This window comes from Paraburkholderia sp. GAS206C (genome assembly GCF_050435645.1).
GTDB classification, from domain to species: Bacteria; Pseudomonadota; Gammaproteobacteria; order Burkholderiales; family Burkholderiaceae; genus Paraburkholderia; species Paraburkholderia phenazinium_B.
This window is the reverse complement of the sequence record NZ_JBNDKR010000009.1, coordinates 152,963-170,198: the sequence shown is the minus strand read 5'-3', so window position 1 is coordinate 170,198 and position 17,236 is coordinate 152,963. Positions and strand designations below refer to the sequence as shown.

At 61.0% G+C, this 17,236-nt stretch carries 17 protein-coding genes and 1 tRNA gene; 8 read left to right on the top strand and 10 right to left on the bottom strand.

Annotated features, from left to right (window positions below; genetic code table 11):
* Positions 1–101 precede the first annotated feature (101 nt).
* From P3T20_RS25425 to P3T20_RS25410, 4 genes are all read left to right on the top strand, one after another.
* A complete protein-coding gene (locus P3T20_RS25425; RefSeq protein WP_074263900.1) occupies positions 102–836 on the top strand; it encodes an SDR family oxidoreductase in 735 nt (244 codons plus the stop codon).
* On the top strand, positions 833–2,167 hold the full coding sequence (locus P3T20_RS25420) for an S-adenosylmethionine:tRNA ribosyltransferase-isomerase (protein ID WP_074263899.1): 1,335 nt from the start codon (positions 833–835) through the stop codon (positions 2,165–2,167). Before P3T20_RS25425 ends, P3T20_RS25420 begins: the two co-directional genes overlap by 4 nt.
* On the top strand, positions 2,094–2,252 hold the full coding sequence (locus P3T20_RS25415; protein ID WP_074263898.1) for a DUF3309 family protein: 159 nt from the start codon (positions 2,094–2,096) through the stop codon (positions 2,250–2,252). Before P3T20_RS25420 ends, P3T20_RS25415 begins: the two co-directional genes overlap by 74 nt.
* A gap of 105 nt (positions 2,253–2,357) precedes the next feature.
* Positions 2,358–2,434, top strand: a tRNA-Pro gene (locus tag P3T20_RS25410).
* A 535-nt stretch (positions 2,435–2,969) separates the two neighbouring features.
* On the opposite strand, the gene P3T20_RS25405 is transcribed toward P3T20_RS25410, so the two are convergent.
* Positions 2,970–3,128: a hypothetical protein gene (locus tag P3T20_RS25405; protein WP_167379376.1), complete on the bottom strand. Its 159-nt coding sequence runs from the start codon at positions 3,126–3,128 to the stop codon at positions 2,970–2,972.
* Positions 3,129–3,321: 193 nt separating this feature from the next.
* Positions 3,322–3,582 (bottom strand): DUF4148 domain-containing protein, encoded by a 261-nt coding sequence (locus tag P3T20_RS25400; RefSeq protein WP_074263896.1) that lies wholly within the window; start codon positions 3,580–3,582, stop codon positions 3,322–3,324.
* A 265-nt stretch (positions 3,583–3,847) separates the two neighbouring features.
* Between P3T20_RS25400 and P3T20_RS25395 the strand changes: the two genes are divergently transcribed.
* The 3 genes from P3T20_RS25395 to P3T20_RS25385 all read left to right on the top strand — a co-directional run bounded on the left by P3T20_RS25395 (position 3,848) and on the right by P3T20_RS25385 (position 6,210).
* Complete coding sequence (locus P3T20_RS25395) at positions 3,848–4,183, top strand: hypothetical protein (protein WP_074263895.1); 336 nt, start codon at positions 3,848–3,850, stop codon at positions 4,181–4,183.
* Positions 4,184–4,788: 605 nt separating this feature from the next.
* Positions 4,789–5,250 carry a phosphohistidine phosphatase SixA gene (gene sixA / locus P3T20_RS25390; protein WP_074263894.1) on the top strand — a complete coding sequence of 154 codons (462 nt, stop codon included), beginning with the start codon at positions 4,789–4,791 and terminating at the stop codon, positions 5,248–5,250.
* Between the two features lie 144 nt (positions 5,251–5,394).
* Entirely contained in the window at positions 5,395–6,210 is an 816-nt protein-coding gene (locus tag P3T20_RS25385) for a GNAT family N-acetyltransferase (protein WP_074263893.1), read from the top strand.
* Between the two features lie 131 nt (positions 6,211–6,341).
* On the opposite strand, the gene ppx is transcribed toward P3T20_RS25385, so the two are convergent.
* Entirely contained in the window at positions 6,342–7,922 is a 1,581-nt protein-coding gene (ppx, locus tag P3T20_RS25380; protein ID WP_254368786.1) for an exopolyphosphatase, read from the bottom strand.
* A gap of 203 nt (positions 7,923–8,125) precedes the next feature.
* On the opposite strand from ppx, the gene ppk1 reads away from it, so the two are divergent.
* Positions 8,126–10,189, top strand: coding sequence for a polyphosphate kinase 1 (ppk1, locus tag P3T20_RS25375; protein ID WP_429288223.1), 2,064 nt, complete (start codon positions 8,126–8,128; stop codon positions 10,187–10,189).
* 7 nt (positions 10,190–10,196) lie between these two features.
* Here the strand turns inward: ppk1 and phoR are convergent, their stop codons facing one another.
* The 7 genes from phoR to pstS all read right to left on the bottom strand — a co-directional run bounded on the left by phoR (position 10,197) and on the right by pstS (position 16,959).
* Positions 10,197–11,510: a phosphate regulon sensor histidine kinase PhoR gene (gene phoR / locus P3T20_RS25370; RefSeq protein WP_074263890.1), complete on the bottom strand. Its 1,314-nt coding sequence runs from the start codon at positions 11,508–11,510 to the stop codon at positions 10,197–10,199.
* A 98-nt stretch (positions 11,511–11,608) separates the two neighbouring features.
* Entirely contained in the window at positions 11,609–12,310 is a 702-nt protein-coding gene (phoB, locus tag P3T20_RS25365; protein ID WP_006051991.1) for a phosphate regulon transcriptional regulator PhoB, read from the bottom strand.
* A gap of 27 nt (positions 12,311–12,337) precedes the next feature.
* Positions 12,338–13,042 (bottom strand): phosphate signaling complex protein PhoU, encoded by a 705-nt coding sequence (gene phoU / locus P3T20_RS25360; protein WP_074263889.1) that lies wholly within the window; start codon positions 13,040–13,042, stop codon positions 12,338–12,340.
* Positions 13,043–13,071: 29 nt separating this feature from the next.
* Positions 13,072–13,920, bottom strand: coding sequence for a phosphate ABC transporter ATP-binding protein PstB (pstB, locus tag P3T20_RS25355; RefSeq protein WP_074263888.1), 849 nt, complete (start codon positions 13,918–13,920; stop codon positions 13,072–13,074).
* A 15-nt stretch (positions 13,921–13,935) separates the two neighbouring features.
* A complete protein-coding gene (gene pstA / locus P3T20_RS25350) occupies positions 13,936–14,832 on the bottom strand; it encodes a phosphate ABC transporter permease PstA (protein WP_074263887.1) in 897 nt (298 codons plus the stop codon).
* A complete protein-coding gene (pstC, locus tag P3T20_RS25345) occupies positions 14,829–15,815 on the bottom strand; it encodes a phosphate ABC transporter permease PstC (RefSeq protein WP_074263886.1) in 987 nt (328 codons plus the stop codon). The genes pstA and pstC overlap by 4 nt, the downstream gene beginning before the upstream one ends.
* 112 nt (positions 15,816–15,927) lie before the next feature.
* A complete protein-coding gene (gene pstS, locus P3T20_RS25340) occupies positions 15,928–16,959 on the bottom strand; it encodes a phosphate ABC transporter substrate-binding protein PstS (RefSeq protein ID WP_074263885.1) in 1,032 nt (343 codons plus the stop codon).
* Between the last annotated feature and the right edge of the window lie 277 nt (positions 16,960–17,236).

Here is a 17,236-nt window from a genome sequence, read left to right as displayed (position 1 = left end):
ATTGGACATCGCACTCGGCCGTGCGCCGTGGGGTTCCTATTATCGGGCCATCGAGACGGCGCGGGTGAAGCGATCGTCTCGCCCTGAACCGGAGAACTCACATGATCCACACGCCCCACAATCTGCAAGACATTCGTGTCGCTCTGACCGGCGGGACCTCGGGGCTCGGCCTCGCTTTGATGGACGAACTGCTGACGCGCGGCGCGCGCGTCGCTTTCGTGGCTCGCGATCAACGGCGCGTGGCCGAGGTGGCTGCGGCACGTCCGAAGGTGGCGGGTATCGTCGGCGATATGTCGAACAAGGATGACATCTATCCGCTCGCGATGCAGATCAGCGGCCTGCTCGGCGGCGTCGACGTGCTGGTGAACAATGCATCCGCGCTCGGTCCAGTGCCGCTCGCGCTGCTCGCCGATACGGAGTGCGAAGATTTCGAAACGGCGCTGGCGACCAATCTGCTCGGGCCGTTCCGCCTCACGCGCGCGCTGCTTGGCTCGCTCACTGCCGCCGCACGCGAACGGGGCGGCGCCGTCGTGCTGAACGTCTCGAGTGATGCGGCAATCGAGCCGTATCCGGGCTGGGGCGCATACGGTGCGAGCAAGGCCGGCCTGCGTCATCTGAGCCGCATCTGGGACCAGGAACTGGCCACGCAGAAAGTGCGTGTGCTGTCGCTCGATCCTGGGGACATGGACACACCGCTGCATGCCCTCGCTGCGCCCGGCGACGACCCCACGACCCTGAAGCGTCCCGCCGACGCAGCTCGCGAATTCGCCGACGCAATCGAAGCGGCATTGCATGCGCTGCGCGATCCGGCCCACCTTGAAGGAGTACGAGCATGACGATGCGCGCCGCCACGCTGCCTGTTCAACGTCCTCACGATGCACGCCTGCTGGTGGTCGACCGTCACGGGCATATCGAGCATCGACCACGCCACGCATTCGTGGAACTGCTGCGCCCGGGCGATTGCGTAATCGCGAACGATGCTGCAACGCTACCCGCCAGTCTGCACGGCATCCATCGACGCAGCGGTGCCGTGATCGAAATTCGCCTCGCGGGACGCGCGTCGCTCGATCCACAAGACGTCAAACGCTTTACTGCCGTGGTGTTCGGGGGCGGCGATTTTCACACGCCGACCGAAGCACGTGCTGCCCCGCCACTGCTCGCGCCTGGTGACCGGCTGAGCTTCGGCAAGCTCGAGGCGACCATCGTGCGGATGCTCGATCATCCGCGTCTCGTGGAGCTGCAGTTTCATGCGGACGCGGCGCACATCTGGGAGACGCTGGCACAACAAGGCAAGCCGGTGCAGTACGCCCATCTGCACGAGGCGCTGGCGTTATGGGATGTGTGGACGCCGATCGCCGCACAGCCAGTGGCGTTCGAACCGCCCTCCGCCGGCTTCGTGCTCGACTGGCGCAGCATCGATGCGCTGCAGGTGCGCGGCATTCCGTTTGCGACGTTGACGCACGCAGCGGGCCTGTCATCCACCGGCGACGCGGCGCTCGATCAGCGCTTGCCGCTCGACGAACCCTATCGCATTCCGGCGGCCACTGCTGCGCTGATCGCTGCGACGCGTGCACAGAAGGGACGCGTCGTCGCTATCGGCACGACAGTTGTGCGGGCGCTTGAACACGCGGCGAGCAGCAACGGCGTCGTGCACGCGGGCGACGGCGTCGCCACGCAACGAATCGGACCACAGACGCAGTTGCATGCGGTGGATGTGATTGTCTCCGGTACGCATGAGCCGGACACCAGCCACTACGCGTTGTTGCGCGCCTTCACCGATACCCTGACGCTGCAGGGCGTGACCGATGAGCTGGAGGCGCATCGCTATCGCACGCATGAGTTTGGCGATTCCGTGTGGATCGAGCGGCGTGCCTGCGTCGTGCGAGACGCGCGGATGCGCCCGGTGGATCCGCGCGAACGGGAACGTTGCCCAGCGCCGGGCATAGGCCTTGCTGACTCGCACCGCAAGGACAGCGCGATGCCGGCGGTCCCGTCAAGCCGGCCCAACCGTGCCGGACCCACCCTACGCAACGTACGCACCGTATCAGACGAACTGGCGCCAGTCGCGCACTCGCCTGACAAGGAGACATCGCATGACACTCGGAACCATCCTGCTGATCATCCTGATCCTGCTGCTGATTGGCGCCCTGCCAAGCTGGCCGTATAGCAGCGGCTGGGGCTACCGGCCGACCGGCCTGCTCGGTATCGTACTGATCGTGGTGATCATCCTGCTGCTGATGGGACGAATCTAGTAGGTCAGGTGAAGCGCTGATCGCGCTCCTTCAGCTTCTCGTTTGCGCTTTTTCTATTTCAGGATTGACGGTCATAGGTCAGACCAGATAGAATCTCTGATTCGTCGGAGCGTAGCGCAGCCTGGTAGCGCATCTGATTTGGGATCAGAGGGTCGTAGGTTCGAATCCTATCGCTCCGACCATGGAATCAAAGGGTTACACGTTTCGGCGTGTAACCCTTTTTCTTTTCGATCGGGCATGGACGGTTCAGAATGTTTTCTGTCCGCCGCTGACGAATGCCCTGACTCTGCTCGCTGACGAATACCCTGACTCTGCTTAAAGGATCGATCCGTGCGCAAATTCGTATTGCTCATCCTGCTCGCGACGTTCGTCGCAGCGTTCGCACCTGTCACTGCCGAGGCGCGTCCACGAGTCGTCTGCAAGCACGTCTGGTATCGCGGTCATCTGGTGCGTCGTTGTCGTCAGGTGCCACCGCCGCGACATCATCGGCATCGCCGGCCGCCGCATCGCCAACCGGGCTACGTTTGACGTAGGGCATTGCGTCGGCAGCAACGATGCAGGCACCCGGCGTCCAATGCGGCCGTCGCTGTCTTGATTATTGGAGCCTGGCAGCGACGTCCTGGGATACGTCGGATGCACTAACATCGAAGCAAAGCTTGTGATGCAGGACGCCTCACAAGGACAAACGCGTTTGGCGCGGATGATCCGCGCCAAGCGTCAATGCCTGGGTCGACTGAACTCGTAAAGCCGCCGACGCTGCATCTCGCCGATCACGCGCTTGCGCACACGCTCGCGCCGGTAGTGACCAATGGCGAAAACCACCGCAATCAACAAGACCAAAAATCCAATAGCGGTGGCCAAAACAGTCGCGTCCATAGCGGCCTCATGTCAGATGCTGCGTTCAACTGCAGCGGCGTTCAATCACTGCACAGCTAACACCCACAACAATCTGTGCGCCGCACAGGCGCCCTTTCGGGTCACCCTACGTACGACTCAACGACCGCACAGCCATACAACACATGCTCAAACCGCTCGCCAAGGCAGCATTTCGCTACCGCGCCTGACGACCTTAATGACCTGCTTGCGACGAGCCGTTGCTGCCGACGCCATAGCCGCTCGCGTCGGCCTTTTCGGCGGCAACACGAGCTTCGGCGGCTTGAATGTTCTCGGGGTAGTTCATCCAGTCGCGCGGGTTATAGCCGGCCTTCTCCAGCTCCACGAGTTGGGCGCGCACTTCCGCGCGCGTCAACGGTTGGCTCGATTGCGCAAATGCTGCAAGCGGTGCAGCGATCAGGGCGGCGATAACAGCAGCTTCGATCAGCGACTTCATGACGACTACCTCCAGAAATTGTCTTATCTGTCGCGACACCGACCACGGTGTTCGACGTATGACAACATTTTATGGTTAACCATGACTAGGGTAAATACCTATGCGATGAAAACACTGTTGTCAAAAACATTCCAATACTGGGATAGCGCCTGACCATTGTTGACAGTGTCTTTCGTCACGCCGTCATAGCATTGGAACTCCGGTCCGGCGCCCGTCACTGGAAGTCGCCGCAACCGTCCATTAGCCCGTCGCGGATGGATATCGGATGCTAAAAAACACGCCACATGCCAAGCTTCAACCCAAGGGCGCGCAGAAACTGATGTTCCTGGATCAGGAGATCGCACATATTGCGTCGGTGATGCCGGCCAGCCTGGCCGAGGGCCGAGGCGGACCGATCCTGTCGTCGCGTTACTGGCGTACCCGGCTCAACAAGCTTCTGGATGCCGCCCATCTGACGCGCTCTCAGTTGTACGCATTGGATCGTCTGCTTCGCCAGCTCGATGCATTCGAGGCGAAACACCGGCGGGCCGAAGCGGCCAACGACCCGTCCGCGTTGCTCAATATCTCCACAACATGCGTGCCGCATCCGCGGACGTCCTGATCTGCCCACTGGTTTGTCCATCGTGCAAACGACGCCTCGCGAAACGCGACTTGTCTTTTGGCGAACTGTTGGCTTGATAACGGTGCTCGCTGAATCGTCTATCTAAGATGACTGCTGACCAAATTCCACGGGATCAAGCCATGCGCTATCCGTTCGATATCGCCGTTACGTATGCCCTGCTAGTGCTCGTGATGTGCTGCGTGGTGAAGCTGACCGTAGCCTGAATCGAGCCCAATCAGCCGCAGCTTTACAGCTCGAGCCGATAGCGACCCTTCACACACACGACCGCGCTCGGGCGCGCGCATGCTGTGGCTGCTGCCGTCCATTCGCGGCGACGCCTCCCAGATCCAGATCCGCCACAACAGGCGCAGAAAGCCGCTCCATGTCACACAGCGTGTGGCAACACCACCTGAACTGGCTGAACATCCCCTCCGCTGCACGCCCTTTAGCAAACCACCTTGCTGTCACGCACGCAGCCATGCGACAGTGGTACAACACTGCGTCGCTCGAAAGTCCGCACCCATCTTGCATGGGACCGGAGCAAGAGCTCTGCATGGGACCCGAAGCGCGCCAAAGCGCCGCTCCGGTCGATAAAGGAGACAGCCATGAACCTGATCCTCTGGCGCCATGCCGAGGCCGAAGAGATCGCGCCGACCGACCTCGCCCGCCAGTTGACCGTGCGCGGCCGCAAGCAGGCGCAAGCCGTGGCGAAGTGGCTGCGCGCGCGGCTCGACGAGGACGCCATGATTCTCTCGAGTCCGGCGGCGCGCACCATCCAGACGGTCGAGAGCCTCACCGACCAATACCGCGTGGTGCGCGAACTCGCGCCCGGCGCCAGCGCCGCTGACGTGCTGACCGCCGCCGGCTGGCCAGCAGGCATCGCATCGACGGTAGTGATCGTCGGCCATCAGCCCACGCTCGGTCACGTCGCTGCACAGTTGCTTGCGAACAACAGCGAATCGAGCTGGCCGCTCAAGAAAGCTGGCGTATGGTGGCTTGCAAACCGGGAGCGCGACGGCGACGAGCAGGTCGTGCTGCGCGCCGCCATCAGCCCGGATCTGCTGTAACCGACCGTAAAAGCTTGCGGTTCAAAAACGCCGTTTAGCTTACGGACCGACATCTAACGGTCACAACATTGCCATGCGAGCGTCATCGGGCGTTACTACATTGGCGAAAAAGCGAATTTCTCCTTTTTCGACCAGGAACGCCACATGCAAGATCTGCCGACGTCCTCCCTGCCATTCGCTTCGAATCTCGAGACGCGTCGCCGTCTGCCGCGTGCCGAGGAAACGGTTACCGCGCAACACCGGCTGCAAGTAGCCTGGGCGCGGACCGAAGAAGAACTGCGCGAAGCCCAGCATCTGCGTTACCGGGTTTTCGCCGACGAAATGGGCGCCCGTCTGACGGGCCCTGCAGGCCTTGATGTCGACGCATTCGATCACTACTGCGATCACCTGCTGGTGCGCGATCTCGATACGCTGAAAGTGGTCGGCACCTATCGCGCGTTGCCACCGCATCAGGCCGCGCGCATCGGCCGCCTGTATGCCGAAAGCGAGTTCGATGTTTCGCGTCTCACTCACCTACGGCCGAAGATGGTCGAAGTGGGCCGTTCATGCGTGCACCCGGACTACCGCAGCGGCGCGGTGATCATGTCGTTGTGGGGCGGTCTCGCAGCGTACATGATGCACAACGGCTACGAAACGATGCTTGGCTGCGCAAGCGTGTCGATGGCCGACGGCGGCCACTACGCGGCGAACCTGTACTGCGCGCTGCGCGACAACGCGATGACGTCGCAGGAATACCGGGCCTTTCCGCACACGCCGCTACCCGTCGAAGAGTTGCAAACCGGCGCGAACGTTGCGCCACCGCCGCTCGTCAAAGGTTATCTGCGAGTTGGCGCAAAAATTTGCGGCGCGCCGGCCTGGGATCCTGACTTCAACACGGCCGATTTTCTGACGCTGCTGCGCCTGTCTGAAATCAATGAACGCTATGCACGTCACTTCCTGGGCGATGCATTGCCGGGGTGAGCGAAGCGACGCCACACTTCTTCGCAGGTGCGAATGCAAAACAGCCCGGCAGATTGGCTCTGCCGGGCTGTTTTGTTTTAAACATTGCTGCTGCGTATAGGTGTAGCCAGCGGGGCGCGATCGACGTATCGTCAGTCGTCCGTATAAACGACGCGATACGGGATGCCCACCTTCTCCCATTCCGCGGCTTCCTGAATCATGCTGTAGTCAGTGAGCGGGTTGTTCGCCACCCATTCCTTCGGCAAACGCACTTCGTAGCCATTGTTCACGCGACTTACGGCAATACCCGGCAAACCGACATCCGCACGGCGCCGGCACAACAGCGCAGCGAGACGCAGACAGAACAGCAGCGGCCACTCCACCTCACGCGTTTGCGACAGTTTGCCGAGCTTGCCCGCATGGCCCAGCACGAGCGCCGCGAGACGCGCCTGATCAGTGCGCGAAAAGCCCGGCATGTCCGCGTTGCTGGCGATATAGGCCGAGTGCTTGTGATACGCGCTGTGCGAGATGGACAGCCCGATCTCGTGCAGCGACGCCGCCCAACTCAGGAACATGCGGTTCTCGGCGCGACGTTCGCCATCCGGCTCGTCGAACTGATCGTAGAAGCTCACCGCCAGATCGCCGATGCGCCCTGCTTGCGCGCGATCCACGCCGTAGCGGCGCATGAAGCCTTCCACGGTGACCGTGCGCATATCTTCGTGCTGCGAACGCCCCAGCAGGTCGTACAGCACGCCGAGACGCAAGGCGCCGTCGGTGGTGTCGACGTAATCGACACCCAGTTCGTCGAACACGGCCAGCATGATCGACAGGCCGCCCGCCAGCACCGGAATCCGGTCCGCTTTCAGCGCCACCAGTTTCAGCCGGTTGACGTTCTCAGCCTTGATCAACGCACGCTTCAGGCGTTCGAGGCCGCCGCGCGAAATGCCATGCGTGATGCCCGCGTCGTTAAAGCCGTTCGCTTCCACCAGTTCCGCGAGCGCCCGTGCCGTGCCCGACGAACCAATGGCTTGTTCCCAGCCGGTTTTCTTGTACTCGTGAGAAATGATCTGGATTTCGCGGCCGGCGGCAAGCTCGGCCTGACGCATCGTGTACTCGTCGACGTTGCCGGCCGGAAAGAAGGTCCGGCTATGGCTCACGCAGCCGATATACAGGCTTTCCATCTTGATCGGCGTGTAGTGCGAGCCGATGATGAATTCCGTGGAACCGCCGCCGATATCGACCACCAGCCGTTTACCGGGACTGGCGGGCACCGAGTGCGCGGCGCCGGCGTAAATCAGACGGGCCTCTTCACGCCCGGCAATCACTTCGATCGGGAAACCCAGTGCCGCGCGGGCCTCGCCGAGAAATTCACTCGCGTTCTTCGCGATGCGCAGCGTATTCGTGGCGACGGCCCGAACATGATCGGGATGGAAATCGCGCAGCCGTTCACCAAAGCGTTTGAGCGCGTCCCAGCCACGCACCTGCGAGGCGCGGTCGAGCATCTTGTCGCTCGACAGGCCCGCGGCGAGCCGCACGGGCTCGCGTAGCGCGTCGACCTGATAGATCTGGCTGCCGGCATCGGTTTCTTCGACCCGGCCCACGATCAGACGAAAGCTGTTCGAGCCAAGATCGACGGCAGCGAGAAGTTGTGGCGTGTTGACCATCGATTGAGCGGACTCCATACGCGCAAGCGCGGCTATCTTGTTGCTAGCCCCGCCGTTCAAAGACGACATTTTAAGCGTACCGGACCTCACGATGTAACCTTGGCGGTGATTGGCGTGCGGTATGGTCCCATATTCCCTGCGTCATATTTACGACACAACGACAGAAGAGCGTAAAATTTATGACAATTCGACTGTCATAAGAGCTTCATCATACTGTGAGAATTTCCGAGCGTCTTTCACCGTCTCTTCCCGAGCTTCCATTCTCGCCGCCGATGTCCACCCGCTACCCCCTACTGAATCGCGAACTGGGCATCCTGGGTTTCAATGAGCGTGTACTGGCGCAAGCCGCTGATCCCGCCGTGCCCTTGCTCGAACGCCTGCGTTTCATCTGCATCACCAGCAGCAACCTCGACGAATTCTTCGAAGTCCGTATGGCCGGACTGCAGGAGCAGATGCGCGACAACCCGGGCGCACTGTCGCCGGACGGCATGTCGCTGCAGCACGTCTATGACCTCGTGGTGGAGCGCGCGCAGAAGCTCGTGCATCGCCAGTACCGCATGCTGCACGACACCGTGCTCTCCGCGCTCGAACAGGAAGGCATCTATTTTCACGGCACCGAAGCGTGGAATGAAGCGCAGACCGAATGGGCGCGCAATTACTTCTTCGACGAACTACTGCCCGTATTGACGCCAATCGGACTCGATCCCGCGCATCCGTTCCCGCGCGTGCTCAATAAAAGTCTGAATTTTGTGGTCGAACTCGAAGGCAAGGACGCCTTTGGACGCCAGGCACTGATGGGCATCGTGCAGGCGCCGCGCGCGCTGCCGCGGCTCGTGCGCATGCCGCAGGAACTCTCGGGCTACCCGCACGGCTTCGTGCTGCTCAGCTCGTTGTTGCAGCGCTTCGTGGGCGAACTGTTCCCGAATCTGGTGGTACGCAGTTGCAACCAGTTTCGCATCACACGTAACAGCGAACTGTTCGTGGATGAAGACGAAATCACCAATCTGCGCGTCGCGCTGCAAGGCGAACTGCCGGCGCGGCACCTGGGCAACGCGGTGCGCCTCGAAGTATCGGCGGAGACGCCCGCGCATCTGGTACAGCGCCTGCTCGACGAAAGCGGCCTCTCGGATAAAGACTGCTACTTCGTGGATGGCCCCGTCAATCTGGTGCGGCTGATGCAGTTGCCGGAGATGGTGGACCGGCCGGATCTGAAATTCGTCCCGCACATTCCGTCGATCCCGACGCAGATCGCCAATAGCGCGAGCCTGTTCGACGTAATCGATAACGGCGATGTGCTGCTGCATCACCCGTACGAAAGCTTCCAGCCCGTGCTCGAACTGCTGTTGCAGGCGGCCAAAGATCCTAACGTGATGGCGATCAAGCAGACCATCTACCGCACCGGCACCGATTCGCCGTTAATGGACGCGCTGATGCAAGCCGCCCGCAACGGCAAGGAAGTCACGGTGGTGGTGGAACTGCTCGCGCGCTTCGATGAAGAAACCAATATCAACTGGGCCGCGCAGCTCGAAGCCGTGGGCGCGCACGTCGTGTATGGCGTCGTGGGCCACAAGTGTCACGCGAAGATGATGTTGATCGTGCGGCGCGTGTCGCACAACGGCAAGATGACGCTCAAGCGCTATGCCCACCTCGGCACGGGTAACTATCACCCGCGCACGGCGCGTCTGTACACCGACTTCGGGTTGATGACGGCCGACCAGAAGATCTGCGAAGACGTGCACCACGTGTTCCAGCAGCTCACGGGCATTGGCGGCGAACTGAAGCTGCACGAACTGTGGCAATCGCCGTTCACGCTGCATCCGAAGCTCATCGAGGCGATTCGCGCTGAAGCGGACCACGCACGCGCCGGCAAGAAGGCGCGCATTGTCGCCAAGATGAACGCCCTGCTCGAGCCGACCGTTATTGCGGAGCTGTACGAAGCGTCGATGGCAGGGGTGAAGATCGATCTGATCGTGCGTGGTGTGTGTTCGTTGCAGCCGGGCGTACCGGGGCTGTCCGAGAACATCACGGTGCGCTCGATTGTCGGGCGCTTCCTCGAGCACCATCGGATTTTCTACTTCTACGATGGCGGCAAGGAACAGGTTTACCTGTCGAGCGCCGACTGGATGGATCGCAATTTCTTCCGGCGCGTGGAAGTGGCGTTCCCGATCAACAACCGCCGCCTGAAACGCCGCGTGATTGCGGAGGGTCTGTCGGCGTTCCTCGGCGACAACCAGTCCGCATGGCTGATGCAAAGCGATGGACACTATCGCCGGCGCAGGCCGGGCAAGTCCTCACGTAATGCGCAGATGAGCCTGCTTGGGAAGTTCTGCACCTGACGCTAGGTCAGGCCGGCGCAGGTTGCCGCCGCGCCGTGCGGAACACCGGGAAGCGCACGGTGAACGTGCTGCCGCGCCCCTCTTCGCTCTTCACTTCGAGCTGCGCATCGTGCCGTTGCAACACGTGCTTGACGATCGCAAGGCCCAAACCTGTGCCACCCGTGTCGCGCGAGCGGCTGCGGTCGACGCGGTAAAACCGTTCGGTGAGCCTGGGAATATCGGCAGCGGGAATCCCAAGCCCGCTATCGGTCACGGAAAACACTGCGCTGCCACCGCTCGACTGCCACGTCACGTGAATCTTGCCGCCGTCCGGCGTATAGCGGATCGCATTGGTCACCAGGTTGCCAAGCGCGCTCAGAATCTCGGTCTCGACGCCCGTCACGGTGAGCCCCTCATCGGCGTCGAAGGTGATGCAATGGTGATCGCTCGAAAGGCTTTGAGCATCGTCGCGCAGGTGCCGTAGCACGGCACGCATGTCGATCATCTGATCGCTCGGCGGCTTGTTGTCGCCTTCGAGCTTGGCGAGCACCAGCAGATCGTTGACGATATGCCGCATACGTGCCGCCTGCTGCTCCATCAGTTCAAGGTAGCGGGCGCGCTCGGCTTCGCCCAGCGGCAATTCGCGCATCGTTTCGAGGAACCCGGACAACACGGTCAGCGGCGTCTTCAGTTCGTGCGACACATTGGCCACGAAATCGCGCCGCATCGCGTCGGTACGTTCGAGCTCGGTGATGTCCTGCGACAACACCAGCTTGCGGTTCTCGCCGTACGGAAACACCTGCACCGACAGCACGTTCTGGCGCTTCTCGCCCATCCCGCGCATGATCAGCATCTGCTCGTAGTGATGCGAGTTCAGATAGCGCACGAAGTCCGGCTGACGCACGAGGTGGGTGATGTGCTGCCGCAGATCGCGCTTCGCATCGAGGCCGAAATGCACTTCGGAAATGGCATTACACCACTCGATCTGATCGTGATCGTCGAGCATGGCAACGCCGTTCGGCGAAGCCTGGATGGCCTGGATGAAACGCGAATGCTGCTGCTCGACCTGACGCACCTGGGCATGCCAGCGCTTCGCGAGCTTGTGCAGCCGGTAATAGATTTCGCCCCAGATACCCGGCGCGCTCGGCACTTCGCCGTAGACCGGCGCATCGAGCAGGCGCCACAGACGCTGTTTATGGAAGGTGCTAAAAGCGCTCTGTGCGAGCAGAACGACGACCGCGAAGATCAGTGCCGCCTTGACGTTAACGAACACGCCAAGCAATGCGCACAGAACAGCAAGCAGCACGATCGAGACAATGGAACGCGCCCAGATGATGTTCATGTTCTAGCGATCGAAGAGAAGACAATGCGCGCCGCGAAGCAATTTCGCGGCGCGTTAGCGCAGGTGGCCTTAAGTGCAGCTAAACCTGCCAGGCGTAATCAGGCGCTTTTCGCAAGCCTGTAACCACTGCCCCGGACCGTCTCAATCATAGCATCGCAACCCGCCGGCTTAAGCGCGGCGCGCAGGCGCTTGATGTGGACGTCCACCGTGCGCTCTTCGACGAACACGTGATCGCCCCACACCTGATCGAGCAGTTGCGTGCGGCTATGCACGCGCTCCGGATGCGTCATGAAGAAGTGCAGCAGACGGAACTCCGTCGGCCCGAGATCGAGCTTGATCTCGCTGCCTTCTGCATGCGCCGCGACACGATGCGTGGCCGGATCGAGCTTCAGTCCGTTGATCGCCACCACGTCCTCGGTCAACTGCGGTGCACGGCGGCGCAGCACAGCCTTGATACGCGCCATCAGTTCCTTCGGCGAGAACGGCTTGGTGACATAGTCGTCCGCGCCGATCTCGAGACCGAGCACCTTGTCCTGTTCATCGCCACGTGCGGTCAGCATGATGATCGGGATGTGTTTGGTCCGCTCGTTGTTGCGCAGATCGCGCGCAAATGCGATGCCCGATTTGCCCGGCAGCATCCAGTCGAGCAGGACGAGGTCCGGCAGCACATCGCTGATCAGGTTTTGCGCCTGCTCCGCGTTATAGGCGCGGATCGGGCAATGGCCCGCGTGTTGAAGATTGACCGAAATCAGCTCGGAAATAGCGGGCTCATCTTCGATGACGAGAATGCTGCTAGGCATCGGCACCTCTTGACCTTTATGCAGGGGTTAACTAAGTGCTTCGCGTTCGAGCGCGTCGCGCGACTTGTGCCGCACGTCGGTACCCTTGACGATATAGATGATGAATTCAGCGATGTTCTTCGCGTGGTCGCCGATCCGCTCGATCGCCTTGGCGATGAAGAGGAAATCGAGGCCCACGGAAATCGAACGCGGATCTTCAGTCATGTACGAAATCAGCTTGCGCACGAAGGCGCGGAATTCTTCGTCGATCGCCTTGTCGTCGCGCACGATCTGCGCGGCGGCCACCGTATCGAGGCGCGCGAACGCGTCGAGCGCACGGCGCAGGATCGTCACTGCCATCTCACCGGACAGCTTGATCTCGGCGATATTGATGGTGCGCGAGGCGCCGTCTTCCATCAGACGCTTGGTGCGCTTGGCGATTTTTTCCGCTTCGTCGCCGGCGCGCTCGAGATTCGTGATGGTCTTCGAGATCGCGATCAGCAGGCGCAGGTCACGCGCGGCCGGCTGGCGGCGCGCGATGATGTTGCTGCACTCTTCGTCGATATCGACTTCCATCTTGTTCAGACGCTCTTCGGCGGCGATAACCTGCTCGCACATGTCCAGGTCGAAATTGTTGAGCGCGTGCATCGCATTGACGATCTGCGATTCCACAAGGCCGCCCATTTCGAGAACCTTCGACGAAACGAGATTCAGATCGGCGTCGAACTGGCTGGAGAGGTGTTTATCGGACATGTCGTACTCCCTAATGGTGCTCGTCGGGGTTAACCAAAGCGGCCGGTGATGTAGTCCTCGGTTTCCTTGCGGACCGGCTTGATGAAGATCTTTTCGGTATCACCGAACTCGATCAGCTCGCCGAGGTACATATAGGCAGTGTAGTCCGAACACCGTGCAGCCTGTTGCATGTTGTGGGTAACGATCACCACGGTGTAGTCGCTCTTCAGCTCTGCAATCAGTTCTTCGATGCGGCCCGTCGAAATCGGGTCGAGTGCCGAGCACGGCTCGTCGAGCAGCAGCACTTCCGGACGGATCGCAATGCCGCGCGCAATGCACAGACGCTGCTGCTGGCCACCCGAGAGGCCGTAGCCGCTCTGACCGAGCTTGTCCTTCACTTCATTCCACAGCGCTGCCTTGGTGAGCGCCCATTCGACGCGGTCATCCATTTCCGAGCGCGGCAGCGTTTCGAACATCTTCACGCCGAAGGCGATGTTGTCGTAGATCGACATCGGGAACGGCGTCGGCTTCTGGAACACCATGCCGATCCGTGCACGCAGCAGCGAGATATCGCGCTTGGTGGTCAGCAGGTTTTCGCCGTCCATCAGGATCTCGCCTTCCGCGCGCTGCTCCGGATAGAGCGCGTACATCTTGTTGAAGGTGCGCAGCAGCGTGGACTTGCCGCAGCCCGACGGGCCGATGAACGCCGTCACCTTGCCTTCGGGAATGCGCAGGTTGATGTTCTTCAACGCGTGGTACTTGCCGTAGAAGAAGTTGAGATCGTTGACCTGGATCTTCGGCTGCGCCGACGCTTGGGCACTGTCGCCCTGGGCGGGGTCGAAACCGGCGGGCGCGGTCGGACGCGCAATCGGGTTGAGTTGAGTTTCTGCCATGTTCATCGGATTACTCCGCCCTTACTTTTTCGAAAAGATCGTACGCGCGAGGATGTTCAAACCCAGCACCCCGAGCGTGATCAGGAAGACGCCGGCCCAGGCAAGCGATTGCCACTGCGGGAAGGCGCTCATCGCAAACTGATAGATCGTGACCGGCAAGTTTGCGACCGGCTGATTCATGTTCCACGAGAAGAACTGATTCGACATCGCGGTGAACAGCAACGGTGCGGTTTCACCGGCAATCCGGGCAACGCCGAGCAGCACGCCTGTGATAATGCCGGCTACCGACGCCTTCAGCGTAATCGACAACACCATCTTCCACTTCGGCGTGCCGAGCGCAAAGGCCGCTTCACGCAGCGCGTTCGGCACCAGCTTCAGCATATTTTCAGTGGTACGAATCACAATCGGAATCTGCAGCAGCGCGAGCGCGAAGACACCGGCCCAGCCGCTGAAGTGGCCGAGCTTCGCCACCACCAGCGCATAGACGAACAGGCCCACGACGATCGAAGGCGCCGACAACAGGATGTCGTTGATAAAACGCGTCACGCTGGCAAGCCAGCCCTTCTGACCGTATTCGGCCAGATAGACGCCGGCCAGAATGCCGATCGGTGTGCCGACGAACGTCGCCAGCACGATCAGCATCAGGCTGCCGACAATCGCGTTCTGCAAGCCACCACCATCGGTGTTCGGTGGCGGCGTGTTCTGCGTGAACAGCTCGATCGACAGACCACCGACGCCCAGACGCAGCGTCGTATAGAGAATCCAGACAAGCCAGATGAGACCAAAGGCCATCGCGGCAAGCGAGAGCGTGAGCGCAATCGCGTTCTTGATGCGGCGGCGACCCTGCAGCTTGACGCGCATTGCCTCCAGTGCAGCGGGATCCGCCGAACCCGGCATATTCATGATGGGCTGGCTCATTTTGCGCCCTCCCCTTTCTCGAGGCGAAGCAGCATGACTTTCGAAATCGCCAGGACGATGAAGGTAATCACAAACAGGATCAGACCCAGTTCCATCAACGCTGACGTATGCAGGCCCGGATCCGCTTCCGCGAATTCGTTGGCGAGCGCCGAGGTAATACTGTTACCCGGTGAGAACAGCGAGACGTTGTCGAGCAGATTGGTGTTGCCGATCACGAACGTGACGGCCATCGTCTCACCGAGAGCACGGCCAAGACCCAGCATCACGCCGCCGATCACGCCACTCTTGGTGAACGGCAGCACGATCTTCCACATCACTTCCCAGGTCGTGCAGCCGATGCCATATGCCGATTCCTTCAGCAGGACTGGCGTGACTTCGAACACGTCGCGCATCACCGAGGCGATGTACGGAATGATCATGATCGCGAGAATCACGCCCGCACACAAAATGCCGATGCCGATGGGCGGCCCCTGGAAGAACGCGCCGATGAACGGCACGCTGCCGAGCACGGTGCCCAGCGGCTTTTCAAACCAGGTGGCGAAGATCGGTGCGAACACCAGCAGACCCCACATGCCGTAGACGATCGAAGGGATCGCGGCGAGCAGTTCGATGGCAATGCCGAGCGGCCGGCGCAGCCATGCAGGCGCGAGTTCAGTGAGGAACAGCGCAATGCCGAAGCTGACTGGCACCGCAATAACGAGAGCAATGATCGAGGTTGCGATCGTGCCGTAGATCGGCACCAGCGCGCCGAATTTCTTGCTGGGTGGATCCCAGTCGGCGGTCCACAAGAAGCTCAGACCGAACTCCTTGATCGACGGCCATGAGGCGATGATCAGCGAAAGGATGATGCCGCCGAGCAGCAGGAGCGTGATGATCGCGGCAAGGCGCGCGAGACCGCCGAAAATGACGTCGCCGGCGCGACTGGGCGCTTTCTGCTGCGCCGCGCTGCCGGACGTGCTCGACACGAGGGGGATGTCGGACATGGGAACCTATGTACCTGTAACCATACGCTGCATGACACTACGCCATGCAACCAGTACTACAGCCGCCCAGCCTCACATGAGGCTGGGCGGCTTGTTACTACGCGTTCGACGCTTACTCGGCGACTGACTTGCCCGATGCGTCCTTCACTTTTTCCTTCCACTGCGACTTGATTTCCGTCACAACCGATTCCGGCAGCGAGATGTAGTCGAGGCTGTCAGCAGCGCCCGAACCATTCTTGAACGCCCAGTCGAAGAACTTCAGCGTTTCGGTGCCTTGCGGTGCCTTGTCCTGAGTCGTGTGCAGCAGCACGAACGTTGCGCCGACGATCGGCCATGCGTCCTTGCCCGGCTCGTTCGTCAGGATCTGGTAGAACGACTTCGACCAGTCCGCGCCAGCAGCCGCTGCCTTGAACGTCTCCGTCTTCGGCTCAACCACGGTGCCTGCCGCATTCTTCATGTCGACGAACACCATCTTGTTTTGCTTCGCGTACGCCCATTCGACGTAACCGATTGCGCCCGGCAGACGTTGCACGAAGGCTGCGACGCCGTCGTTGCCCTTGCCGCCCGTGCCCGTCGGCCAGCTGACCGTTGCGCCTTCACCGACCTTCGACTTCCAGTCAGCGTTGACCTTCGACAGGTAGTTCGTCCAGATGAAGCTGGTGCCCGAACCGTCAGCACGGCGAACCACCGCGATGTCCGTATCCGGCAGCTTTGCCTTCGGGTTCAGTGCAACGATCGCCGGATCGTTCCACTTCTTGATCTTGCCCAGGTAGATGTCGCCGAGCACTTCGCCCGACAGCGTCAGTTGGCCCGGGGTCACGCCCGGCAGGTTCACCACCGGCACCACGCCGCCGACCACCGTCGGGAACTGGAACAGGCCGTCCTTGGCCAGTTCGTCGTCCTTCAGCGGAGCATCCGAGCCTGCGAAATCGACCGTCTTGGCGATGATCTGCTTGATACCGCCCGACGAACCGATACCTTGATAGTTGACCTTACCGCCGCCCGACTTTTGATAAGCGTCAGCCCACTTCGTATAGATGGGTGCTGCAAAGGTGCTGCCCGCGCCGGTGATGTCGGCGGCTTGAGCAGCGATCGCGAAGAGCGCGCCAGCCAGGCCAGCGAACGCGGTTTGCATCAATTTCATGTGATCTCCAGGGTGTGAGCGGATTACAGGACACCGCGAAGAATAGGGGCTATTTGTGACAGTAACGTGACGTATCGTGAATCACACGTGACAATAAGGTTACTGAAATGAAAGAAAAATCAGGGAGATGAAAGCTGTTTGAACGACGTTTTCGCCATGTGTGTAGAGATTAGGCGAAAAATACGCCGCGGCAACGTTTGCGTGCGGATGAAGGGGTTCTGGAAGGCTGGCGGATAAAATGGAAGCCGCGAGTAAGGACGGCGCCGTGCTCGGCCGC